The following is a 23,414-nucleotide window of genomic DNA, read 5'->3' as shown; positions in this document are numbered from 1 at the left end:
GCCTGTCGCTATGCCATCCTTGCCCGGTGACCTACGACCGGCACCAATGGGCGCATAATCGTAGGTCCATGCCAGAAACATTGGACGATGCTCTTCGCGCGAGCGGCTCATCGATGAGCCGGCTCCCCGCGCAGGAGTCCTCCGAACGCTACGAGCCGCTGCGCGCCCAGCGCGATCCGCTCGCCGAGGGAAGCGGACGCGTCCGATCCGACCGGCGAGATCGCGACCGCTGGCGCAAGCAGACCTGGCTCGGCCGTTTCATCTCCACCTACGGATGGCGCGCGTACGCCATCCCGTTACTGGTCGCGCTGACTGTCTTCGTCGGGTACCAGACCGTTACGCAGCGCGAACCCGCCCACGCGGGTACCGGCCCCAACGAGCCTGTTGCGGATCCTCCGTCCATCGGCGCGCTGGGTGACGCGATCATTGGTGCCCCACCCAAGGGCCTCACCCAATTCGATGCGACGCTGCCCACCGGTGTGCTGCCCGAGGGCGAGCCTTTCACCGAGGCGGGCGCCAAGTCCTGGCATGTCGTACCGGGTACGACGCCCCAGATCGGGACGGGTGCCGCGAAGGTGTTCGCGTACACCATCGAGGTCGAGGACGGCATCGACACCATGGGTTTCGGCGGTGACGATCTCTTCGCGCGGATGGTGACCGAGACGCTGGCCAGCCAGAAGAGCTGGACGCACAACCCTCAGTTTGGATTTGTTCGGATCGACTCCGGCACGCCTGATTTCCGGATCTCGCTGACCTCGCCTGCCACGGTTCGCGAAGGCTGTGGTTACGAGATTCAGCTCGAAGCCTCTTGCTACAACCCGCGTTACGGCGAGAACGGTGACCGCCGCGTGTTCATCAACGAGGCGCGGTGGGTGCGCGGTGCCGTCCCGTTCCAGGGAGACATCACGTCGTACCGTCAGTACGTCATCAACCACGAAGTCGGACATGCCATCGGTTATCGGGTGCACGAACCGTGTGAGCAGGACCAGCAGCTGGCGCCGGTGATGATGCAGCAGACGTTCAGCACCAACAACAACGATGCGGCGAAGTTCGACGCGGACTCGATCAAGCCCGACGGCAAGACCTGCCGCACCAATCCCTGGCCGTATCCGATTCCGTAGCGGGCGGTCCCGGCTCGGGAAGGGTTGGCATCCCGATACTGTTGATGCAGTTGTAGCCCCTCAGACAGCCCTGAGGAACCCGAATCACAGGAGTCACGGTGCCCACATTGCCGCCGTTGGTAAGCCCCGCCGCAGATCTGACCCGCGAGGAAGTCGCGCGGTACAGCCGGCATCTGATCATCCCCGACCTGGGTGTTGACGGGCAGAAACGCCTCAAGAACGCCAAGGTGCTCGTCATCGGCGCCGGCGGCCTCGGATCTCCGACCCTCCTTTACTTGGCCGCCGCAGGTGTCGGCACCATCGGCATCGTCGAGTTCGACGTGGTCGACGAGTCCAACCTGCAGCGCCAGATCATTCACGGCCAGTCCGATATCGGCAGGTCCAAGGCGCAGAGTGCGCGCGATTCAGTGCTGGAGATCAATCCGCTGGTCGAGGTGCGGCTACATGAGCTGCGTTTGGAGCCGGACAACGCGGTCAACCTGTTCAAGCAGTACGACCTGATCCTGGACGGCACCGACAACTTCGCGACGCGTTACCTGGTCAACGACGCTGCGGTGCTCGCGCACAAGCCGTATGTGTGGGGTTCTATTTACCGCTTCGAGGGCCAGGTGTCTGTCTTCTGGGAAGACGCGCCCGAGGGACTCGGTCTGAATTATCGAGATTTGTACCCCGAGCCGCCGCCTCCGGGCATGGTGCCGTCCTGCGCGGAGGGCGGCGTCTTGGGCATCCTGTGCGCTTCCATCGCCTCGGTGATGGGTACTGAGGCCATCAAACTGATCACCGGAATCGGTGACACGCTGCTTGGCCGGCTCATGGTGTACGACGCGCTGGACATGACCTACCGCACCATCAAGATTCGCAAGGATCCCGCCACCCCGAAGATCACCGAACTCATCGACTACGACGCGTTCTGTGGCGTGATCAGCGATGAGGCCTCCGCTGCGGTCGCCGATTCCACTATTACCCCGCGTGAGCTGCGCGAATTGCTTGATGCGGACAAGAAGGTGGCGCTGATCGACGTACGCGAACCCGTCGAATGGGACATCGTCCACATCGACGGTGCCGAGCTGGTGCCCAAGTCGACTCTGGAGTCCGGAGATGGCCTCGCCAAGCTGCCGCAGGACCGTCAGGCGGTGCTGTACTGCAAGACGGGGATTCGGTCGGCAGAGGCGCTGGTAGCCGTGAAGAAGGCGGGTTTCTCTGATGCGGTGCACCTCCAGGGCGGCATCGCAGCCTGGGCCAAGCAGGTGGACCCCGACATGGTCATGTACTGAACGGTGGGCATCAGCAACAGCCTCACATTGCGGGACGTCCCATCTGTGACCGCCGACACGAACACCGAGCGAACACAATCCAGTTCATTGCAGGCGGTAACGTATCCCGCGTGACTGTGGACCGCCCGCCCGAGCACGTGCTCGCGACCTACGGGCTCAGCGGCGTCAAGCCAGTCCAGCTCGGCCCGACGTGGGAGGGCGGCTGGCGCTGCGGTGAAGTGGTGTTGTCACTGGTAGCGGACCATGCGCGTGCCGCGTGGTCCGCCAAGGTGCGCGACACGCTATTCATCGACGGAGTGCGATTGGCCCGGCCAGTTCGGTCCACGGACGGCCGGTACGTCGTATCGGGTTGGCGTGCGGACACATTCGTTGCCGGTGCGCCCGAGCCCCGGCATGACGAGGTGGTGTCGCTGTCGGTACGACTCCATGAGGCCACCTCCAAGCTGGAACGCCCCCGATTTCTCACTCAGCCCCCGGTGGCGCCATGGGCTGACGTCGACGTGTTCATCGCGGCCGACCGCGCAGCCTGGGAGGACCGTCCACTGCAATCCTGGCCCTCCGCAGCCCGGGTGTCGCCCGGCTCGCCGGATGGCCAGCGATCCATTGACCTGATCAACCAGTTGGCGAGTCTGCGTCGGCCCACCAAGAGCCCACCGCAGCTGGTACATGGCGATCTGTACGGCACCGTGCTTTTCGCGGGCGCCGCCGCGCCCGGCATCACCGACATCACGCCGTACTGGCGACCAGCCTCGTGGGCGGCCGGCGTCGCGGTGGTGGATGCCCTGTCATGGGGTGACGCGGACGACGGTCTCATCGAGCGTTGGGCGACCTTACCGGAGTGGCCGCAGATGTTGTTGCGGGCCTTGATCTTCCGGCTGGCCGTGCATGCACTGCACCCTCGTTCGTCGGCGCAGTCCTTCCCGGGGCTGGCGCGTACCGCGGCTCTGGTGCGGCTCACGCTGTAACGCAGGTCACTTTAGAGCCCTCTTGTGGCGTGAGTGGCTTGCTCACCGTCACATGACAGACTCATGTGAGCGAGATGTGATGGCTCGGTCATCGCCAGCAGCGCCGCTGCAACAAGATTTTTCTACCGTGCTGTCATGGCGAACAACACGGCAGCAGCCCCAATTGCACGGCGAGGACGCTGGATTGAGAACTGGGATCCCGAGGACGTCGTCGCCTGGGATAACGGCGGTGCGAAGGTCGCACGCCGTAACCTGATCTGGTCGGTGGTCGCTGAACACGTCGGATTCTCGGTGTGGTCCATCTGGTCGGTGATGGTTCTGTTTATGCCGCAGAACGTCTATCACATCGACGCGGCCGGAAAATTCTTCCTGGTGGCCATGCCGACTCTGGTCGGTGCGGTGCTGCGGTTGCCGTACACCTTCGCCACCGCCTGGTTCGGTGGGCGTAACTGGACCATCTTCAGTGCCCTGGTGCTGGCGGTCCCGACCGCGCTCACGTTGTATTTCATGGCGCACCCGGAAACGTCGTACACCACCTTCATGATCGTGGCGGCAGTCGCGGGCTTCGGTGGGGGAAACTTCGCCTCGTCGATGACCAACATCAATGCCTTTTACCCGCAACGGTTCAAGGGCTGGGCGCTCGGCCTCAACGCCGGTGGCGGCAACATCGGAGTACCGGTGATCCAGGTGCTCGGCCTGCTGGTTATCGCCACCGCCGGGAACCGCTCGCCGCACTGGGTGGCGGGTATCTACCTGGTACTGATCGCCTTCGCTGCCGTGGGCGCGGCACTGTTCATGGACAATCTGGCGAACCAGAAGACCGATGGCCGCTCGCTGATCAACGTGATGAAGTACCGGGATTCGTGGATCATCGCCTTCCTATACATCGGCACTTTCGGTTCCTTCATCGGCTTCAGCTTCGCGTTCGGCCAGGTGCTGCAGCTGAACTTCCTTGCCGGGCTGGCGCACAGCGGCTTGACCCCGGCCCAGGCCGCGGCGCAGGCCTCGCTGCATGCCGCACAGATTGCGTTCATCGGGCCGCTGCTCGGCTCGCTTGCCCGTCCGTTCGGCGGCTGGCTGTCGGACCGCACGGGCGGCGGCAAGATCTCGCTGTACGCCTTTGTCGCGATGATCTTCGGCGCGGGCATCCTGGTGGCCGCGGGAACCATCGACGACCGCGCGGCCGGAGCGCCCTCCGGGGCCATCATGATCGCTTACGTTGCCGGATTCATTGTCCTGTTCATTGTCTCCGGAATCGGCAATGGCTCGGTGTACAAGATGATTCCGTCGATCTTCGCCGCCAAGGCGCATAGCGCGGGACTCGACGAAACCTGGTCGCGAACCATGTCGGGTGCGTTGATCGGCGTGGCCGGGGCCATCGGCGCGCTCGGTGGTGTCGCGATCAACCTGGTGCTCCGCGCCTCCTACCTCAGCGCTGCCAAGTCGGCCACCATGGCGTTCTGGGTCTTCCTCGCTTTCTACGTCCTCTGCGCCGTGGTCACTTGGTACGCATACGTGCGGCGACCGGTGGGCGCCCCGGTTCCGGCCATGTCCAGCTCTAAAGACGAAGTGACGGTGTGAAACTCATGAACAAGAAAGTCGTCGTCATCGGCCATGGAATGGTCGGTCACCGATTTGTCCAGGTGCTGCGCGAGCGCGACGCCACCGACCAGTGGCAGATCACCGTTCTCGGCGAGGAAGCCGACGCTGCCTACGACCGCGTGGCGCTGTCCTCGTATATCGACAGCTGGGACCGGGACACGCTGGCACTGACCGGAAACGACTACGCCGACGACCCCATGGTGACCCTTCAGCTCGGGGATCGGGTGGTCGGTATCGACCGGACGGGCCAGACGGTCACCACCGAGGCCGGTGTCGTGCTGGACTATGACGCGCTGGTCATGGCCACCGGGTCCTATCCGTTCGTGCCGCCGGTGCCGGGCGGGGACGCCGACGGCTGCTTCGTCTACCGCACCATGGACGACCTGGACGCCATCAAGGCCGTCGCCGACAAGTCGCCGGGCTCAGCCGGCGTCGTGATCGGGGGTGGGCTGCTCGGGCTGGAGGCCGCGAATGCGTTGCGCCTGATGGGATTGTCTCCGCATGTCGTGGAGCTCAATCCCCGGCTCATGCATCTGCAGGTCGACGAGGGTGGTGGCGCCCTGCTGACCCGATTGGTGAGCGATCTCGGGTTGACGGTGCACACCAGCGTCTCGACCCAGGCCATCGAGACAACAGCGGACGGCGCGCTCTCCGTGCAGTTGTCGGACGGATCCTCGATCGACGCCTCGGTCCTGGTGTTCTCTGCGGGCATCCGGCCGCGCGACGAGCTCGCCCGCGAGTGTGGGCTGGAGCTGGCAGAACGTGGGGGCATCTTCACCGACCTCGGCTGCCAGACAAGCGATCTGCACATCTATGCCATCGGCGAAGTCGCCGCTATCGAGGGTCGCTGCTACGGGCTCGTCGCACCGGGATACACCACGGCCGAGATAGTCGCGGACCGCCTGCTCGGTGGAGTCACCGAGTTTCCGGGGGCCGATCTGTCCACCAAGCTCAAGCTGCTCGGGGTGGATGTCGCCAGCTTCGGTGATGCCCATGCCGCCGCAGAGGGTGCGCTCGAGGTTGTCTTCAACGACGCCACCAAGGGCACCTACGCCAAGCTCGTGGTCTCCGATGACGCACGAACCCTGTTGGGCGGCATACTCGTCGGTGACGCCAGCTTGTACGGCACCTTGCGGCCCATGCTCGGCCGGGAGCTGCCCTCGGATCCGGCTTCCCTGATCGCTCCGTCCGGCGCCGAGATCGGTGTGGGCGCACTGCCCGACGACGCGCAGATCTGCTCGTGCAACGCGGTCACCAAGGGCGCGATTTGCGGTGCGATTTGCGCGGGCGCCACCGACGTGCCCGCGCTGAAGGCGGCCACATGCGCCGGAACATCGTGCGGTAGCTGCATTCCCATGCTCAAGCAGATCCTTGCCGCGCAGGGAGTCGAGCAGTCCAAGGCGCTGTGCGAGCATTTCGCCCAATCGCGCGCCGAGCTGTTCCAAGTGGTGCAGGTGACGGGTATCCGGACCTTCTCGGAGCTGATCGCCAAGCACGGCACCGGAACTGGCTGCGATATCTGCAAGCCCACCGTCGCGTCGATCTTGGCCTCTACGTCCAGCGATCACATCCTGGAAGGGGAGCAGGCCGCGCTGCAGGACACCAACGACCACTTCCTGGCCAACATGCAGAAGAACGGCACCTATTCGGTGGTGCCGCGGCTCCCCGGCGGTGAGGTGACCCCGGAGAAGCTCATCGTGATCGGCGAAGTGGCCCAGGAATTCGGGCTGTATACCAAGATCACCGGTGGTCAGCGTATTGACCTGTTCGGTGCTCGCGTCGAGCAGCTCCCGTTGATCTGGAAACGGCTCATCGACGCCGGCATGGAATCCGGCCAGGCCTACGGCAAGTCGCTGCGCACCGTGAAGAGCTGTGTGGGTTCGACGTGGTGCCGGTACGGGGTTCAGGATTCGGTGGCGATGGCCGTCGAACTCGAATTGCGCTACCGCGGGCTGCGTTCCCCACACAAGCTCAAGATGGGGGTTTCCGGGTGTGCGCGCGAGTGCGCCGAGGCGCGGGGCAAGGACGTCGGTGTCATCGCCACCGAGAATGGCTGGAACCTGTATGTCGGAGGCAACGGTGGCGCCACCCCGGTGCATGCCAAACTGCTTGCCGGCGATCTGGATTCAGAGACGCTGATCAGGTACATCGACCGTTACCTGATGTTCTACATCCGCACGGCGGACCGGCTTCAGCGCACGGCTCCCTGGCAGGAAACGATCGAGGGCGGCCTGGATCACATCCGGGCGGTGGTGTGCGAGGACGCGCTCGGTATCGCCGACGAGCTGGAAGCCGCGATGGCCCGCCACGTTGAGGGTTACGCCGACGAATGGGCGGCCGTCCTGGCCGACGAGGACAAACTGCGTCGGTTCGTGTCGTTCGTGAACGCGCCCGAAGAACCGGACTCGACTATCGCCTTTGACGACAGTGGTCCGCGGAAGGTGCCGGTGCTGTTGGGTACACCGGGATTCAGGTCGGCCGCCGAGTCTGCAACCTAAGGCGTCGGCGGCGGTAATACCCGGGTAACACAACCCAGGTAGACATGACAGAACACAACGAGAAGAAAGGCCGGAGATGACAATTCTGGACGCTCGCCCCCGTTTGAGGCGGTACCAGTACGTGTGGTCGACGGTCTGTGCGGTGGATTCGCTCACCCCCGGCCGGGGTGCGGCGGTTTTGCTTCCGGACGACGTGCAGGCCGCGCTGTTTCTGCTACCAGACGGGGAGCTCTACGCGGTCGGTAACATCGATCCATATGGCCAGGCCGCGGTCATGTCGCGCGGTTTGACCGGAGACCGTGGTGGTGAGCCAACGGTGGCCTCGCCGCTGCTCAAGCAGGTCTTCTCGCTAATTGACGGGCGTTGTCTCGATGATGCGTCGCGCCGGTTACCAGTCTTCGAGGTGCGGGTGAGCAATGGAAATGTCGAAATCGGAATGCTCAGGAGTCGACACCGGGACTCGGTTGCCGCCTAACGAGCAAGATCGTCGGCTCGACGGCTTCACCATTGGTGTCACGGCCGCGCGCCGGTCGGAGGAATTGATCGCGCTCTTGGAGCGCCGCGGGGCCGCCACCGTGCACGCCGCGGCGATCAGGATCATCCCGTTGGCCGACGATGCCGAGCTGCAGCTCGCCACCGAACTCGTCATCGCCAACCCGCCCGATGTCACGGTGGCCACCACGGGAATCGGGTTCCGCGGCTGGATCGAGGCAGCCGACGAATGGGGCGTGGCCGAAAGTCTCAAGTCGGCGTTGGAGTCCGGGCGCTTGGTCGCCCGCGGGCCCAAGGCCACCGGGGCGATTCGTCAAGCGGGGCTGCGTGAAGAGTGGTCGCCCGCGTCGGAGTCGTCGGCGGAGGTGCTGGATCGTCTACTCGAGGAGGGTGTCGAAGGCCGGCGCATCGCCGTACAACTTCATGGTGCTGCCACCGAGTGGGAACCGATCGCCGACCTCTGTGAGGCGTTGACAATCGCTGGTGCACAGGTAATTCGGATCCCGGTGTACCGCTGGGAGCCGCCGGAGGATCAACGGCCGATGGATCGCATGATCTCCATGGCCATCAACGCCGATCTGGATGGGATAAGTTTCACCAGCGCGCCCGCGGTGGCGTCGATGCTTGGTCGTGCCAAGGCAACCGGTCGGCTGGATGAGCTGCTGATCGCGTTGCGGGGAAGAGTGGCGCCGCTGTGCGTCGGACCGGTGACCGCTGCGCCGCTGGAAGTGCTGGGTGTGTCCACGACGCAGCCCGAACGCGCGCGGCTGGGCGCGTTGGCCCGACACATGGCCGACGAGCTGACCAGGCGGGCACCGCGTTTCCAGGCCGGCGGGCATGTGGTGAGTGTGCGCAGCTGTGGGATCGCCGTCGACGGTGAAACACGGCAGATCTCGCCGGCGGGAATGGCGTTGATGAAGCGGCTGATGGTGCGCCCCGGTCAGGTGGTATCCCGCGAGGACCTGTTGGGCGTGCTACCTGGCGGTGGAGACGACACCCACGCCGTCGAGACGGCTATGACGCGCCTACGATCGGCGCTTGGTGCGCCGAAAGTGATTCAGACAGTGGTCAAGCGCGGTTACCGGCTGGCCATCGATCCGACCATGATTGGGGAATGTGGTGGATGATGGTCTTCGCGCACGCGGCTCATCCGGCCCTGATGGTCTTCGCGCACGCGGCTCATCCGGCCCTGATGGTCTTCGCGCACGCGGCTCATCCGCGGTTGAATTCGTTCTGGTCGCGCATGGAACGCGTTCCGCCGCCGGGGTGGAGAACATCGCGGCGCTCGCCGAGGCGGTATCGCTGCGTGTCGGTTCGGTGCGCACCGCGTTCGTCGATGTGCTGGGGCCGACCCCGTCGGAGGTACTGTCGACGATCGAGGGTCCCGCGGTTCTGCTTCCGGCCTTTCTGGCATCGGGATACCATGTGCACCACGATATTCCGCAGCACGTCGAGCTGAGTGGACATTCCGATGTAGCCGTGACGCAAACGTTGGGGCCCGATCCGGTGTTGGCCAGGGTGATGGCCGAGCGGCTACGTGAGGCGGGGTGGCGCCGTGGTGATGCGGTGGTGCTGGCCGCAGCGGGTTCCTCTGACCCCCATGCCCGCCATGAGGTTCACGCCGCCGCGAGCATGCTGGCGCGGCATACCGGGCCCGTCGGGGTGGGCTATGTCGCGACAGGTGAGCCACGGGTACCCGAGATGGTCGCGGCGGCGCGCGCGAGCGGCCGACGTGTCTTCATTGCGTCATATCTGTTGGCGCAGGGGTTGTTTCAGGAGCGCCTCGCCGAGTGTGGCGCCGATGGTGTCGCGCAGCCGTTGGGCGTGCATCCCGAGATTGTGGAACTCCTGGTGCGACGGTTCGCGTCGGCCGCGGTGGTACCGGGTGCGCTAGAAGCCATAGCGGACGTCGCGTAACGGGATTCGACCGTCCACCGCCAGTACGCCCTCGGCCCTGAGTAGTTCGAGCTGGCGAGTCCGGATGTGAGGTGCGGGGCGACCGCTTGCCCCGATGACGCGATGCCATGGCAGATCGGCAGAGTCGGTGCGCATGATCCAACCCACGATCCGCGGGCTGGAAAGGCCTGCCGCGTCGGCGATATCGCCGTACGTGGCCACCCGTCCGACCGGTATGGACGCGACCAATGAGCGCACCAGCTCGACTTGTTCCTCGGTAACTGTCGCCATGATTACTCCAGGTGTGACCGTATCGCGGCGACAGTCTCAGCAGGCCGAGATTGGGACACCATGTGATCGCAGTCGGCGTTCACCAGTTCGAACCGATCGCCAAGCCTGGCCGTAAGCCCATCCAGCAGCCCGGTGGTCACGTAGGGCGGCGTGGTCCGGGTAGCTCGCAACAAAGTGACACGAATGCTGCTGGTAGGTAAGGTGATATCGCGTGCCAGCTCACTCCATGCGGTGACCACGGCGGGCAGATTCATGCGCCAGCCCCATCGGCCGTTTGGCAGCTGGATCAGGTGTTCATCGAGTTCTGCTTCGATGACGTAATCCGGTACGTCCGACCAGGCTCCTGCGACCTTGTCCGATCGTGCCTCGGCGCGGTCGGTGTAGTCCGGGTAGGCCACCATCTGTTCGGCGATCTGACGCATCCAATCGCCGTCCAGCCCGATCGCCGGATCCAAGAGCACGAGCGACTTTACGAGGTCGGGTCTGCGCGCGGCCAGGTGCAGTGCGGTGGCGCCGCCAAACGAGTGCGCCACCACCACGATGGGCCCGGTCTGGATCTCGTCCAGCACGGCGGCGACCGCATCGGCGTGGGCTTCCAGCGACCACGGCGCGGTCGCGGGGGAGTGTCCGTGGCCCAGCAGGTCGGGCGCCAGGGCGGACACGTCGGCGAGATGCTCGTCGAAAAGCGGCGCCCAGCGCTTGCCATGTCCGGTGAGTCCGTGCAACGCCACGAGACGCGCGGGTTCATCGGGGCCGTATCGGTAGGTGTTCAGCGTGGGTGTCACCCGTGGAATCCTGCCACGATCCTCGCGCGGTCCTTGAACGGATACCCAGGTCAGGTCCGCTTGTCGGACCCTCGTGCTGTGATCTGCACATGCCGATGCCGACCGCCTCGACCCGATCCTGGGACGGTGCCGCGGCGGATCTGCTGGCTCCAGAACGGCAGGGCCGGTTCGTGGTGGTCGGCGGTAGCGGAACCGGGAAGACAAGCCTGTTGGTCGACATTGTGGCCGCGCGCATTGCCGCGGGTGCGAGCCCGGAATCCGTTCTCGTGCTCACCGGTTCCGCCCGGGCGCGCGCCGACCTGCGGAGCCGGATCTCGGCTGCCGTGTTCGAGCGACGGGGATCCATCGCCATCCGCGAACCCATGGTCCGCACTGTGCACTCGTATGCGTTCGCCGTGCTTGCCGCCCACGCGGCACGCCAGGGCAATCCACCGCCGCGCTTGATCACCGCTGCCGAACAAGACAGCATTGTGCGGGAGTTGTTGTGTGGCAATGCTGAAGACAACAGTGGTTCCTGGCCTGCTTCGCTGCGGCCCGCGTTGACGACGGCCGGTTTCGCGACAGGTGTTCGAGATCTCATGGCGCGTTGTACCGAGCGCGGGGTGGATGCCAGGGAGCTTCGTGCGATCGGGCGACGACACAATCGACCGGAGTGGGTCGCGGTCGCCGATCTTGCCCGGCAATATGAGGAAGTCATGCTGCTGCGCTCGGCGGTGGGGATGGCGACTCCGCAAGCCACGGTACCGGCACTCGGTGCCGCCGAGCTGGTTGGGTCGGCGCTGGAAACCTTCGCCATCGAGCCGGGAATTCTTGCCGCGGAACGTGATCGCATCGATCTTCTGCTCGTCGACGATTCCCAGCATCTTGATCCGCAGGCAGCGCTGCTGGTGCGGCTGCTGGCGGGGGGCGCCTTGTTGTCGGTGTTCACGGGTGACCCCAACCAAACCGTGTACGGGTTTCGTGGCGCCGACACCCAGCTGTTGCAGACCGGTCCCGACAGCGCGGCCACGACGATCACACTTGACAGTTCGTACCGGTGCGCCGCACCGGTCGCCGAACTTGCGAATGCGGTGGCGGGTCGGCTGCCGGGAAGCTCACCTGCGCGCACGATCGCGGGGACGGAAAACCCCTCGGCTGCGGTTCGTCTTGCCGCCGTGGCCACCGAAACCGCAGAGGCGTCGCTGGTTGTCGACCTCCTGCGGCGGTCTCACTTGATCGACGGCGTGCCATGGTCTCGGATGGCGGTGATCGTCAGGTCGGTACCGCGCAGTGGTGCGGCTCTGCGGCGGGCGCTGCAGTCGGCGGGCGTTCCCGTACATGCGGAATCGTATGACGGTCCTCTTGCCGCTGTTCCCGCCGTGCACGCGCTGCTGCTGGCGGTCTCTGCCGCACACGGCAGACTGAACGACGAGGACGCGGTGACGCTGGTGACCGGCCCGATCGGGCGAGTGGATCCGGTGGCGCTCAGGCGCTTACGGCGCCAATTGTTGCGCGCGGAAGAGGCCCGGGGCGGGGACGGAAGCAGTGCTGAGCTGTTGCGTGCGGTTCTTGCCGATGCCGATGACAGACGCGTCGCCGCACTCACCGACATACAGGCCGCGCCGCTGCGGCGGGTGCGAGCAGTGGTCGCCTCGGCACGTGAGGCCGTCACTTCCGGCGCCAGCGCTCTCGACGTGCTGTGGGCCGCATGGGCCCGGTCGGGTCTGCAGCGGCGCTGGGACGGGTTGTCTCAACGCGGAGGTCCGGTGGGTGCTCAGGCAGATCGGGACCTCGAAGCGGTGTCCGCGCTGTTCGACCTGGCATCCGAACATGTGGCACGCACACCGGGCATCGGCGTGACGGGATTGATCGACCACATCAGGTCACTGGCGCTCGCGGGTCAGCGCGCGGCCGGTGAGCCTGCCGCGGTCTCCATCGTCAGCGCGCACGCTGCCGTGGGCCGCCAGTGGGATGTGGTGGCGATCCCCGGTGTACAGGAAGGGCTGTGGCCCAACACGGCGGTGCGGGGCGGGGTGCTGCGCACCCAGGAACTGATGGATGTATTGGCGGGCATCGAGCATGTCGCCCATATCGACGGGGCGGCGGTGGCGTTGGCCGAGGAACGTCGGCTGCTGCTGCTCGCCGTGGGCAGAGCCGCTCGCCGGGTTCTCGTCACCGCCGTCGACAACGAGAACGCCGATATCGGCGGGGGCCCGGCGATGGCTTCACGCTTTCTCACCGAACTCATGGCGGCGCATCCGGAATGGGTGATGCCGGAACGTCGTCCGGGAGCACCGGAGTCCCGGGCGCTGACCGTTGCGAACCTCGTTGGCGAACTGCGCGCCGTCGTCACCGCATCCACCGACGCGGTGAGCGAGGCGCGCCGGCGCGCCGCCGCCCGACAACTTGCCCGGCTCGCGAACGCCGGTGTTGCCGGCGCGGACCCTGAATCCTGGTACGGGCTTGCCGACGTCAGCAGTGCGGAACCGCTGTGGCGCGCCGAGGATGGTCCGGTCCGCCTGTCGCCGTCCAACATCGAGATGCTCATGGCCTGCCCGCTGCGCTGGCTGTTGGAACGGCACGGTGGCACTGACCTCACGGACCCGCGCCGGGCGCTCGGAACCTTGGTGCATGCACTCGTCGGCGAGCATTCCGCGGATGCCGACACGATGCGCCGGGGGCTCGACGAGGCGTGGGAGTCATTGGAGTTTGAGTCACAGTGGTACGCGCGTAACGAGCTGCGTAGGCATCAGGAGCTGTTGGAGGCCTTCACTACATGGCGCGCGGTGACGCGCGGTGAACTCACTGAGGTTGGTCGAGAGATCGGCGTCGACGGAGTGCTCACGCACGCGGACTATCCGCAGGTGCGGCTGGTGGGCCGCATTGACCGACTGGAGCGGGATGCCGCAGGGCGTGCCGTGGTCATCGATATCAAGACCGGGAAGAGCCCCGCCACCAAAGACGATGCGCAACAACACGCGCAGCTCGCTACATATCAGGTCGCTGCTGCCGAAGGGCTCATCGCCGGTCAGCCCGCGGGCGAGCCGGGCGGCGGCCGGCTGGTGTACGTCGCCAAACCGAACCTTGACGACGGCGCCACCCAACGTCACCAGGATCCGTTGACCCCCGCCGCTCAGAACACCTGGCGTGAAACCATTCACGCCGCCGCGGCCAACACCCAGGGCCCCATGTTCATCGCGCGGGTCAACGAGGGATGCGGGCACTGCCCATTGCGGGCATGCTGCCCCGCGCAGGCTGATGGGCAGGCGGTGTGCCAGTCGTGAGCACGTACTCGCCATCCGAACTATCCAGGGCGTTAGGGCTTTTCGAGCCTACCGAGGAGCAGGCCGCCGTCATCGGGGCTCCACCCGGTCCCATGGTGGTCATCGCGGGTGCCGGCGCGGGCAAGACAGAGACGATGGCCGCCCGGGTGGTGTGGCTGGTGGCCAACGGTTACGCCACCCCCGGCCAGGTGCTCGGGTTGACGTTTACCCGCAAGGCCGCGGGCCAGTTGTTGCGTCGGGTCCGATCGCGGCTCGCTCGGCTGGCAGGAAGCGGGATCATGGCCCCCGTCACGGCCGATGAACCAGATCCGGTGATCGCCACGTACCACGCCTATGCCGGAACCCTGCTGCGCGAGCACGGATTGCTGCTGCCCATCGAGCCCAATGCGCGCCTGCTGACCGAAACGCAGCTGTGGCAGTTGGCGTTCCGGTTGGTCTGCGACTTCGATGGAGATCTGGATACCGAGAAGACGCCCGGGGCGGTCACCGCTCAGGTGCTGGCTCTGGCCGGTCAGCTGTCGGAGCATCTGGTGGACGCCAGCGATCTGCTGTCCTCGCATGACGAACTGGAGCAGCTGATTCATACTCTGCCGCCCGGCCCCTATCAGCGGGAGGGGCGTCCGAGCGCGTGGTTGTTGCGTCTGGTCGAGACGCAGCGTGAACGAGCACAGCTCGTCGCGATCGTGGAACAGTTGATGCAGCAGATGCGCGCCCGCGGCGTTCTCGATTTCGGAGCGCAAATGTCACTGTCGGCTCGTCTGGCTGCCGATCACCCCGTCGTCGGACAAACTCAGCGGGATCGGTACCGCGTGGTGCTGCTCGACGAGTACCAGGACACCGGACATGCTCAACGCATCTTGCTGTCGTCCTTGTTCGGTCGGGGCGTCGATCCCGGGCTGGCGTTGACTGCGGTGGGCGACCCGATCCAGTCCATCTATGGCTGGCGCGGCGCGTCGGCGACCAATTTGCCCCGGTTCACCACCGATTTCCCGCTGCCGGACGGATCACCCGCCCCGACAAGGGAACTGCGCACCAGCTGGCGTAACCCGCCCGAGGCGCTGCACCTGGCCAATGCGGTGTCCGAGGAAGCGCGACGACGTTCGGTGGCAGTCCGGCCGCTGCGCCCCCGGCCGGACGCTTCCGCCGGCACCATCGCCTGCGCACTGTTCGGCGATATCGTCGCCGAACGAGAATGGGTCGCCACAAAACTGGCCTCGGTGTACGAGGAGGCACGTCGTGGCGGCAATCGTCCGCCATCGTCGGCGGTGCTGGTCCGGCGCAACAGCGATGCCGCTCCCATGGCTGAGATCCTTGCCGCGCACGGTGTTCCGGTCGAAGTGGTCGGATTGACGGGTCTGCTCGGTCTTCCGGAGGTGGCCGACACCGTGGCAATGCTGCGTCTTGTCGCGGATCCGACCGCAGGTCCGGCCGCTTTGCGCGTGTTGACCGGTCCGAGATGGCGCCTTGGCGCTCACGACCTGGCGGTGCTGTGGCGACGGGCGACGGGATTCGGAAGAGCCAGCACCGGCATGGTGGGCGAGCACGCGGACATCCCGTGCCTGGCCGATGCCATCAGCGATCCCGGCGCGCCCGAGCAATATTCGTCGGAGGGCTGGACGCGCCTGGCTGCATTGCGACGGGAACTGTCCGCGTTGCGTGCCCGTCTTGGTATGCCGCTCACCGACCTGATCTCCGAGGTGCAGCGAGTGTTGGCGCTCGATGTCGAGCTCGTCGCCGGTCGTCGCATGGGCGGCTTGGAGCAGCTGCGCGCATTCACGGATGTCGCTGCCGGCTTCGCCGAGGCCGCCGACCAGAGCGACCCGATTGGGGTGATCGCCGCGTTTCTGCAATACCTGGACGCGGCGTGGGAGGTTGAAAAGGGCTTCACACCGGTGGAAGTCGCGACCAGCCCAGGGCGGGTGCAGATCCTGACTGTGCATTCGGCCAAGGGGCTGGAATGGGATGTGGTTGCTGTCCCGCATCTGAGCGCTGGAGTGTTCCCGTCGGGTGTGGCCGCGCCGACCTGGCTGACAAGCGCGACCGAGCTGCCGCCATTGGTGCGTGGTGACCGCGCCACGTCGGGGGATCGTTTCGGAGTCCCTCAGCTGGACACCGAGGGCATCACGAACCGTAAACAGCTCTCCGATGCCATCGCACGGCACAAGGACAGCCTGGCCACTCGCCGGATCGACGAGGAGCGTCGACTCTTGTATGTGGCAGTGACCCGATCGGCCGAACAGCTCTTTGTTTCTGGGCATCATTGGGGCCAGACCGGACTCAAGCCCAAGGGGCCGTCTGACTTTTTGATTGAGTTGCGCGATGTGATCGAAAAAGCTGCCGCCGAGGGTATTCCATGCGGAACCGTCGAGGAATGGGCTCCCGCTCCCGCGGCGGGTGAGCGTAATCCCATGCTCGACCAGACCGTCGAGACACGATGGCCCGCCGACCCACTCGCGGGCAGGCGGAGCGAGATCGAAGCGGGAGCGCAGATGGTCCGGGAAGCGCGCGCCGGTACAGCACCTCGGGCCGAGGATGAAGACGAGGATCTCGACGGTTGGGCCGCTGATGTCGACGCGCTGCTTCGTGAACGAGAGCAAGCCCATCGTCGTCCGGAAATTACTCTTCCGCAGCATCTTTCGGTGACAAGTCTCGTCGAGCTGCGTCACGACCCGCAGGCGCTGGCGCGCCGGTTGACGCGTCCGCGTCCCACACGTCCGGACCTTGAGGCGCGCCGTGGCACCGCATTCCACTCCTGGGTGCAACGTCACTACGGGTCGGTACGCCTCATCGATTTCGAAGATCTTCCGGGTGACGGCTACGGAGAGTTCGAGGACGCCGAGGATCTCGCGGTGTTGCAGTCGGCGTTCCTTGCCTCGCGGTGGGCGGACCGAACCCCCGCCGAGATCGAGGTGCCGTTCGAGATTTCCGTCGACGGGACCATTGTCCGCGGGCGGATCGACGCGGTGTTCGGACCAGACAGCGGCACAGACGGCACCTGGACCGTCGTGGACTGGAAGACCGGTCAGGAGCCCTCGGGCGCCGAGATGGAGGCCGCCGCGCTACAGCTGGCCGTGTACCGGCAGGCGTGGGCGGCGTTACAGAACATCGATCCCGCTCAGGTGAGCGCGGCGTTCCATTATGTGCGCACGGGGCGCACCGTCGCCCCCGCCGAACTACCCGAGCTGCCGCAGGCAACGGAGCTCGCGGCACTGACCCGGGATGGAGATCCGGCCGAACTTCGGCGCCAACTCGCTAGCCAACGCGAATCATGGACGCCATGTGAGTAGATTGACACCCGTGCAACCGGTGACTCGGATGCGATGCGGCCAGATCCGGTGGTCCTCGCGCAAATGGCTCATCCATGGCCGGTAAGTTCCGCCAGCGGTTTCGTGGCATCGATCAGGCGCTGACCGCACAGCCAGACCACGCTCTCGTCGGTGTTCTGCGTATCCCCGAAAATGCGGCCAGCCCGTGGCTGGCCATCGGAAAACGCATCCTCATCGCGGTGGGCACGCTCTTCGCCGCCGTATTGGTGGTGTACGCGGATCGCAGCGGCTACCGGGACGTCGCATCCACCCCGGAAGAGAGCGATCCGCTCAGCTTCCTGGATTGCTTCTACTACGCCACCGTCTCGCTCTCCACCACCGGCTACGGCGATATCACCCCGTACACCGAGGGCGCGCGGCTGGTGAACATCCTCGTGATCACACCGCTGCGGCTGCTGTTCCTGATTGTTCTGGTCGGCACCACGGTGGAAGCACTCACCGAACGTTCGCGTCAAGCACTGAAGATCCAGCGATGGAGGGCCCGCGTGCGCAACCACACCGTTGTCGTCGGATACGGCACCAAGGGGAAGACCGCCGTTCAGGCGATGCTCTCCGATGGCGCCACCCCGGCCGAGATCGTGGTCGTCGATGAAGATCAGTTGGCCCTGGATGCCGCGGCCGCCTCAGACTTGGTGACCGTGCGCGGAAGCGCCACCAAATCGGATGTGCTGCGGCTCGCGGGTGTGCAGCACGCAAAGTCGATCATCGTGGCCGCCAATCGGGACGACACTTCGGTGCTGGTCACGCTGACCGCACGTGAACTGGCCCCCAACGCCAAGATCGTCGCCGCGATCCGCGAGGCCGAGAACGTTCACCTGCTGCGCCAGTCGGGCGCCGACTCGGTGGTGGTGTCCTCGGAAACGGCGGGACGGCTCCTGGGCATCGCCACCTCGACACCGCGCGTCGTCGAGATGATCGAGGACCTGTTGACCCCCGAGGCGGGGTTCGCGATCGCCGAACGCGAGGTGGAGCGCAGCGAGGTCGGCGGTTCACCGCGTCATCTCTCGGACATCGTCCTAGGTGTGGTGCGTGATGGCACTCTGCACCGGGTGGATGCGCCCGAGGTTGATTCCATCGAGGCCTCAGATCGTCTCTTGTACGTCCGCAACGCCGGAGCCTGACATGACCTTCCGTCTTCGCAATGTTCCCCTGCTCTCGCGCGTTGGGCTCGATCGGGCCGACGAACTGCGTTCCAATCCCGAGGAATTGGTCAAGGGCTGGGCAGAGGCGGGACTGATCACGCTGGATATCCGCGGACGCGTGAACATCGTTGACGGGCAGGTGGTACTCGAAGACGCGGCGCGTGTCGGCGACGGTCCGCCGGAGCACGCCGTGTTCCTGGGACGCATTCCGGGGGGCCGCCACGTGTGGGCGGTGCGCGCCGAACTGGAGGACGGCAGCGCTCCGCTACTGGATCTGCGTCGCTCCGGTGAGTTGTTCGACGACACCAGCGCCGCCCTACTGGCCACGGCGATGGCGATGCTCGCCTGGCACGACAGCGCCGGCTACAGCCCCGTCGACGGATCGCCCACCACCCCGGCCAAGGGCGGTTGGGTTCGGGTGAACTCGACCACCGGCCAGGAAGAATTTCCGCGTACCGATCCGGCCGTCATCTGCCTGGTGCACGACGGCGGTGATCGTGCGGTGCTTGGCCGTCAGAAGTTCTGGCCCGAGCGGATGTTCTCGCTGCTGGCCGGATTCGTCGAGGCGGGTGAATCGCTGGAGGCATGTGTGGCCCGTGAGATCGCCGAGGAAGTGGGCCTCACCGTCACCGATGTGCAGTACTTGGGCAGCCAGCCGTGGCCGTTCCCGCGATCGATCATGCTGGGCTTCCACGCCGTTGGCGACCCGTCGCAGCCGTTCTCTTTCAACGACGGAGAAATCGCCGAGGCCGACTGGTTCACGCGCGACGAGGTGAAGGCCGCACTGGAGGCGGGGGATTGGACCACGGCGTCCGACTCCCGGCTCATGCTGCCCGGGTCGATCTCCATCGCCCGGGAGATCATCGAGTCCTGGGTCTACGCCTGACCCTGGCGGCCCGGACTACACGCCGAGCTTGGCCTTCACCTGCGCCAGCGACGGATTGGTCAGTGCGCTGCCGTCCGGGAACTTCACCGTTGGCACGGTCTGGTTCCCGCCGTTGACGTTCGCGACGTAGTCGGCTGCGGCGGGGTCCTGTTCGATGTCGACCTTGGTGTAATCGATACCCGCGGCCTTGAGCTGCGTCTCGAGTCGACGGCAATAGCCGCACCAGGTGGTGGAGTACATGATGAGACTGGAGTCGCTCGCTGTAGTCACGTAGGCATTCAACGTCATACCGCGCTGGGGTGTTCCGTTGGGGTATGTGAGATGTCTCAATGCCGAGATCGGGGCCAGCGGCCGGTGTTGTCGGCGGTTGCTGCGAAGATGGCCCGGTGGCGCGTTCCCTCCTCGATGGTCTTGACGATGAGCAGCGCGCCGCTGTCACGGCACCGCGCGGCCCCGTCTGTGTGCTCGCCGGAGCGGGAACCGGCAAGACACGCACCATTACCCATCGCATCGCGCACCTGGTCGAATCCGGTCATGTCGCTCCCGGTCAGATCCTCGCGGTCACCTTCACCCAGCGGGCAGCCGGTGAGATGCGCGGACGGCTGCGTGACCTCGGTGTCGGATCCGCACAGGCCGTCACGTTCCACGCCGCGGGTCTGCGGCAGCTGCGGTACTTCTGGCCGCAGCTGGTCGGCGACACACACTGGGAGCTGATCGATAGCAAGTTCACCATCGTCGCCCAAGCGGCGAACCGCGCCAAACTGAGCACCACCACCGACACCGTGCGCGACCTCGCCGGTGAAATCGAGTGGGCCAAGGCCTCTTTGATCAGCCCCGAGGACTATCCGGCCGCCGCGGCGAAATTCACGCGCGATACGCCGGTCCCGCCCGAACAGGTCGCCAAGGTCTACGCAGGCTACGAGAAACTCAAGGCCCGGCCTGATGGGTCCACCCTGCTCGATTTCGATGACCTGCTGCTACATACCGCGGCCGCCATCGAGAACTCGGCATCTGTCGCCGAGGAATTCCGGGACCGCTACCGCTGTTTCGTGGTCGACGAATACCAGGACGTCACGCCGCTGCAGCAGCGGGTGCTCGATGCGTGGCTCGGTCCCCGCGACGACCTGACCGTCGTGGGCGACGCCAACCAGACCATCTATTCCTTCACCGGGGCCACCCCGCAATATCTGCTCGGCTTCTCCCGCCGGTTCCCCGATGCGACGGTGGTTCGTCTCGAACGTGACTATCGCTCGACCCCGCAGGTGGTTTCGCTCGCTAACCGGGTGATTGCGGCCGCGCAAGGGCGCGTTGCGGGCAGCAAGCTGCAACTTATCGGCCAGCGGCCGGAAGGCCCCGCCCCCAGATTCTCCGAGCACGACGACGAGGCGGCAGAGGCTAAATCGGTCGCGAAATCCATTGCTGCACTGATTGAATCGGGAACTCCGGCATCGGAGATCGCGGTGCTCTACCGGATCAATGCGCAATCGGAGGTGTACGAGGGGGCGCTTACCGAGGCTGGCGTGCCGTTCCAGGTGCGCGGCGGCGAGGGGTTCTTCACCCGGCAAGAGGTGCGTCAGGCGCTGGTGGCCCTGCAACGTGCGGCGGGTCGCGAAAGTGCAGATATTCCTGTGCCGCAGCAGGTTCAGGACATTCTGGAACCCCTGGGATTGTCTGCCGAGGAACCGCACGGCACCCAGGCCCGCGAACGGTGGGGATCGCTACAGGCACTCGTCGAGCTCGCCGAGGAGGAATGCGCGCGCCTGCCGGAGCTGGATCTGCCAGGGCTCGTTCGCGAGCTCCGGGTGCGGGCCGAGGCGCGCCACCCACCGACGGTGCAGGGCGTGACCCTTGCCTCGCTGCATGCAGCGAAGGGGCTGGAATGGGACGCGGTGTTCCTGGTGGGACTGGCCGACGGCACGTTGCCCATTTCGCACGCCTTGTCGCGCGCCGGGGACATCGAACCGGTTGAGGAGGAGCGGCGCCTGCTCTACGTCGGGATCACGCGCGCGCGTGTCCATGTGAATCTGAGCTGGGCGCTCGCGCGGGCTGCGGGCGGCCGCAAGACGCGTAAGCATTCACGATTCCTCAATGGTGTCGCTCCCACCGCGCAAGTTTCCGCTGCGGTGGCACCGCGGCGCCGGGGTAGTGGCGCACGCTGCCGAATCTGCAATGCGGCACTCAACACTCCGGCGGCGGTGCTGCTGCGGCGCTGTGAGAGCTGCCCGTCCGATATTGACGAGGAACTCCTTGTCGCACTGAAGGATTGGCGACTCAAGACGGCCAAGGAGATGAAGGTACCGGCATTCGTGGTCTTCACCGATAACACCCTGATCGCCATCGCGGAACTGCTTCCCGGTGACGACGCCGCCCTGGTCGCCATTCCCGGGATCGGTGCGCGCAAGTTGGAGCAATATGGACCCGACGTGCTGCGTTTGGTACGCGCCAGATCCTCGTAATCTTTATTCAACACGTGTCTAGCGCGGATCGTGATCTCGTCCTAGGCTCGCCCCATGGCCGACGATGACCTCCGCGATTTCGAAGCAGGCACCTTCACCCATGAGGGTGAGACCAAGATCGTGTTGAGAAAGGGCAGTGGACCGGCGGTGATCGTGATCGCCGAGATGCCCGGAATCAGCCCCAAGGTCGCAAATTTCGCACGCAAGGTGGCCGATATCGGTTGCACCGCAGTCATGCCGCACCTGTTCGGGAATCCTGGCCAGAGCGTGGATCCGAAGGCCGACGGCTGGTTGCGTACTGCCACATATGGGTTGTCGTCAATGTTCCGCGGCTGTGTGAGCCGTGAATTCACGGTGCTGGCGACGGGGAAGAGCTCGCCGGTGGTGACGTGGCTGCGCGCACTTGCCCAGAACGAGCATGAGCGCAATGGCGGTCCCGGCGTGGGCGCCATCGGTATGTGTTTCACCGGGGGGTACGCGCTCGCCATGGCTGCGGACGACCGTCTGCTCGCGCCCGTGCTATCACAGCCATCACTGCCGTTCGGGCTCAGCAAGAGGGCGCGGCGCAACATCGATATCTCTGCGGCAGACCTGGACAAGGTCAAGCAGCGCTGCCAGCACGACGGGCTCAAGGTGCTCGGCATGCGTTTCACCACCGACAAACTGGTTCCGGCCGAGCGGTTTGAGTTCCTCAAGGAAGAGCTGGGCGACGGATTCATCGCCATCGAACTGCCGGGTGAGGCCGCGAATCCCCATTCGCTCATGCCGCCGCATTCGGTGGTCACCGAGCATCTCATCGATGAGCCCGGTCAGCCCACGCGCGCGGCCCTCGATCAGGTGTTGGACTTGTTCCGATCCCGATTACTCACTGGCGCATAGGGCATTTGTCGATCGCCGAGTGAGCACGCCGATCGCGGGAAAGATGCCAGTTCGACAAAACTGGTCTTGAAGTATCGCCGCAGGTCAAAAATAACTTGTCAACCGATAGATGACCTTTTACTCTGGGCGTCAGGAATTCGTGAGAATTCAAATCCAGACCTGTTCACGCACGAGTAGACGGAAGGAGGAGCGATGAACACACCCACCAATTACGGCGACACCTTGTGGCGTGATGCCCATGGTGCCTTTGTCGTATTGCCGATCGCTCCGCCGTCGCTCCCGACGCATGTCGCCGCTGCCAAGCCGGCGGCCCAGAGCATGTCGGCCGCCGGCATTAAGCACCGCGCCGTCGTCGCAGCAGCCGCGAATGTCGCGTCCGTGAACAGGGGATACATCTAGGTAGCCCCACAACCGCCTCCCAGGCCACGGACCCGACACCACCGGGATCCGTGGCCACTTTTGTTTGAGCCTCAACCTCAGACGTGGTTCCGGATCTCGATCGATACGACACCGATACGAGACCAGCAGTTTTACCAGG

Annotated in this window: 18 protein-coding genes; 15 read left to right on the top strand and 3 right to left on the bottom strand. The window is 65.5% G+C overall.

Going from position 1 to position 23,414, the window contains the following annotated elements:
• Nucleotides 1-80: 80 nt before the first annotated feature.
• From AC5Y5C_RS11535 to AC5Y5C_RS11500, 8 genes are all read left to right on the top strand, one after another.
• Nucleotides 81-1,121 (top strand): DUF3152 domain-containing protein, encoded by a 1,041-nt coding sequence (locus AC5Y5C_RS11535; protein WP_499973134.1) that lies wholly within the window; start codon nucleotides 81-83, stop codon nucleotides 1,119-1,121.
• A gap of 98 nt (nucleotides 1,122-1,219) precedes the next feature.
• Complete coding sequence (gene moeZ, locus AC5Y5C_RS11530) at nucleotides 1,220-2,395, top strand: adenylyltransferase/sulfurtransferase MoeZ (protein ID WP_499972079.1); 1,176 nt, start codon at nucleotides 1,220-1,222, stop codon at nucleotides 2,393-2,395.
• A gap of 110 nt (nucleotides 2,396-2,505) precedes the next feature.
• Nucleotides 2,506-3,360 carry a TIGR02569 family protein gene (locus AC5Y5C_RS11525; RefSeq protein ID WP_030096948.1) on the top strand — a complete coding sequence of 285 codons (855 nt, stop codon included), beginning with the start codon at nucleotides 2,506-2,508 and terminating at the stop codon, nucleotides 3,358-3,360.
• 135 nt (nucleotides 3,361-3,495) lie between these two features.
• Nucleotides 3,496-4,941, top strand: coding sequence for a nitrate/nitrite transporter (locus tag AC5Y5C_RS11520; RefSeq protein WP_499972077.1), 1,446 nt, complete (start codon nucleotides 3,496-3,498; stop codon nucleotides 4,939-4,941).
• A 5-nt stretch (nucleotides 4,942-4,946) separates the two neighbouring features.
• Entirely contained in the window at nucleotides 4,947-7,460 is a 2,514-nt protein-coding gene (gene nirB / locus AC5Y5C_RS11515; RefSeq protein ID WP_499972075.1) for a nitrite reductase large subunit NirB, read from the top strand.
• Between the two features lie 121 nt (nucleotides 7,461-7,581).
• On the top strand, nucleotides 7,582-7,935 hold the full coding sequence (gene nirD, locus AC5Y5C_RS11510; protein ID WP_070942004.1) for a nitrite reductase small subunit NirD: 354 nt from the start codon (nucleotides 7,582-7,584) through the stop codon (nucleotides 7,933-7,935).
• Nucleotides 7,925-9,079 carry a uroporphyrinogen-III synthase gene (locus AC5Y5C_RS11505; protein ID WP_499973132.1) on the top strand — a complete coding sequence of 385 codons (1,155 nt, stop codon included), beginning with the start codon at nucleotides 7,925-7,927 and terminating at the stop codon, nucleotides 9,077-9,079. The genes nirD and AC5Y5C_RS11505 overlap by 11 nt, the downstream gene beginning before the upstream one ends.
• 106 nt (nucleotides 9,080-9,185) lie before the next feature.
• A complete protein-coding gene (locus AC5Y5C_RS11500) occupies nucleotides 9,186-9,869 on the top strand; it encodes a sirohydrochlorin chelatase (protein ID WP_499973130.1) in 684 nt (227 codons plus the stop codon).
• On the opposite strand, the gene AC5Y5C_RS11495 is transcribed toward AC5Y5C_RS11500, so the two are convergent.
• Both AC5Y5C_RS11495 and AC5Y5C_RS11490 read right to left on the bottom strand, forming a co-directional pair.
• Nucleotides 9,843-10,139: an MGMT family protein gene (locus AC5Y5C_RS11495; protein ID WP_499972073.1), complete on the bottom strand. Its 297-nt coding sequence runs from the start codon at nucleotides 10,137-10,139 to the stop codon at nucleotides 9,843-9,845. The genes AC5Y5C_RS11500 and AC5Y5C_RS11495 overlap by 27 nt on opposite strands.
• A gap of 2 nt (nucleotides 10,140-10,141) precedes the next feature.
• Nucleotides 10,142-10,924 (bottom strand): alpha/beta fold hydrolase, encoded by a 783-nt coding sequence (locus tag AC5Y5C_RS11490; protein ID WP_499972069.1) that lies wholly within the window; start codon nucleotides 10,922-10,924, stop codon nucleotides 10,142-10,144.
• 89 nt (nucleotides 10,925-11,013) lie between these two features.
• Between AC5Y5C_RS11490 and AC5Y5C_RS11485 the strand changes: the two genes are divergently transcribed.
• The 4 genes from AC5Y5C_RS11485 to nudC all read left to right on the top strand — a co-directional run bounded on the left by AC5Y5C_RS11485 (nucleotide 11,014) and on the right by nudC (nucleotide 19,541).
• Entirely contained in the window at nucleotides 11,014-14,187 is a 3,174-nt protein-coding gene (locus AC5Y5C_RS11485; RefSeq protein ID WP_499972066.1) for an ATP-dependent helicase, read from the top strand.
• Nucleotides 14,184-17,474, top strand: a complete 3,291-nt coding sequence (locus AC5Y5C_RS11480) for an ATP-dependent helicase (RefSeq protein WP_499972064.1) — start codon at nucleotides 14,184-14,186, stop codon at nucleotides 17,472-17,474. The genes AC5Y5C_RS11485 and AC5Y5C_RS11480 overlap by 4 nt, the downstream gene beginning before the upstream one ends.
• 74 nt (nucleotides 17,475-17,548) lie before the next feature.
• Nucleotides 17,549-18,634: a potassium channel family protein gene (locus AC5Y5C_RS11475; RefSeq protein ID WP_499972062.1), complete on the top strand. Its 1,086-nt coding sequence runs from the start codon at nucleotides 17,549-17,551 to the stop codon at nucleotides 18,632-18,634.
• Nucleotide 18,635: 1 nt separating this feature from the next.
• The gene (gene nudC / locus AC5Y5C_RS11470; RefSeq protein WP_499972058.1) at nucleotides 18,636-19,541 is read left to right on the top strand and encodes an NAD(+) diphosphatase; all 906 of its coding nucleotides are present in this window, start codon (nucleotides 18,636-18,638) and stop codon (nucleotides 19,539-19,541) included.
• A 15-nt stretch (nucleotides 19,542-19,556) separates the two neighbouring features.
• On the opposite strand, the gene AC5Y5C_RS11465 is transcribed toward nudC, so the two are convergent.
• Nucleotides 19,557-19,829, bottom strand: coding sequence for a mycoredoxin (locus AC5Y5C_RS11465; protein ID WP_499972056.1), 273 nt, complete (start codon nucleotides 19,827-19,829; stop codon nucleotides 19,557-19,559).
• A gap of 98 nt (nucleotides 19,830-19,927) precedes the next feature.
• On the opposite strand from AC5Y5C_RS11465, the gene AC5Y5C_RS11460 reads away from it, so the two are divergent.
• The 3 genes from AC5Y5C_RS11460 to AC5Y5C_RS11450 all read left to right on the top strand — a co-directional run bounded on the left by AC5Y5C_RS11460 (nucleotide 19,928) and on the right by AC5Y5C_RS11450 (nucleotide 23,275).
• A complete protein-coding gene (locus AC5Y5C_RS11460; protein ID WP_499972054.1) occupies nucleotides 19,928-21,997 on the top strand; it encodes an ATP-dependent DNA helicase UvrD2 in 2,070 nt (689 codons plus the stop codon).
• A 54-nt stretch (nucleotides 21,998-22,051) separates the two neighbouring features.
• Nucleotides 22,052-22,876: a dienelactone hydrolase family protein gene (locus tag AC5Y5C_RS11455; protein ID WP_499972052.1), complete on the top strand. Its 825-nt coding sequence runs from the start codon at nucleotides 22,052-22,054 to the stop codon at nucleotides 22,874-22,876.
• 192 nt (nucleotides 22,877-23,068) lie between these two features.
• Entirely contained in the window at nucleotides 23,069-23,275 is a 207-nt protein-coding gene (locus AC5Y5C_RS11450) for a hypothetical protein (RefSeq protein ID WP_499972050.1), read from the top strand.
• Nucleotides 23,276-23,414 lie beyond the last annotated feature (139 nt).

It is taken from the genome of Mycobacterium sp. NGS15, from assembly GCF_059813245.1.
This window is presented reverse-complemented; position numbering and strand designations above follow the sequence as displayed.

Coding starts and splice junctions, on each gene's coding strand:
- AC5Y5C_RS11520 (WP_499972077.1), top strand. CDS start 3,496: ATGGCGAACAACACGGCAGCAGCCCCAATTGCACGGCGAGGACGCTGG.
- nirB (WP_499972075.1), top strand. CDS start 4,947: ATGAACAAGAAAGTCGTCGTCATCGGCCATGGAATGGTCGGTCACCGA.
- AC5Y5C_RS11495 (WP_499972073.1), bottom strand. CDS start 10,139: ATGGCGACAGTTACCGAGGAACAAGTCGAGCTGGTGCGCTCATTGGTC.
- AC5Y5C_RS11485 (WP_499972066.1), top strand. CDS start 11,014: ATGCCGATGCCGACCGCCTCGACCCGATCCTGGGACGGTGCCGCGGCG.
- AC5Y5C_RS11475 (WP_499972062.1), top strand. CDS start 17,549: ATGGCCGGTAAGTTCCGCCAGCGGTTTCGTGGCATCGATCAGGCGCTG.
- nudC (WP_499972058.1), top strand. CDS start 18,636: ATGACCTTCCGTCTTCGCAATGTTCCCCTGCTCTCGCGCGTTGGGCTC.
- AC5Y5C_RS11465 (WP_499972056.1), bottom strand. CDS start 19,829: ATGACGTTGAATGCCTACGTGACTACAGCGAGCGACTCCAGTCTCATC.
- AC5Y5C_RS11455 (WP_499972052.1), top strand. CDS start 22,052: ATGGCCGACGATGACCTCCGCGATTTCGAAGCAGGCACCTTCACCCAT.
- AC5Y5C_RS11450 (WP_499972050.1), top strand. CDS start 23,069: ATGAACACACCCACCAATTACGGCGACACCTTGTGGCGTGATGCCCAT.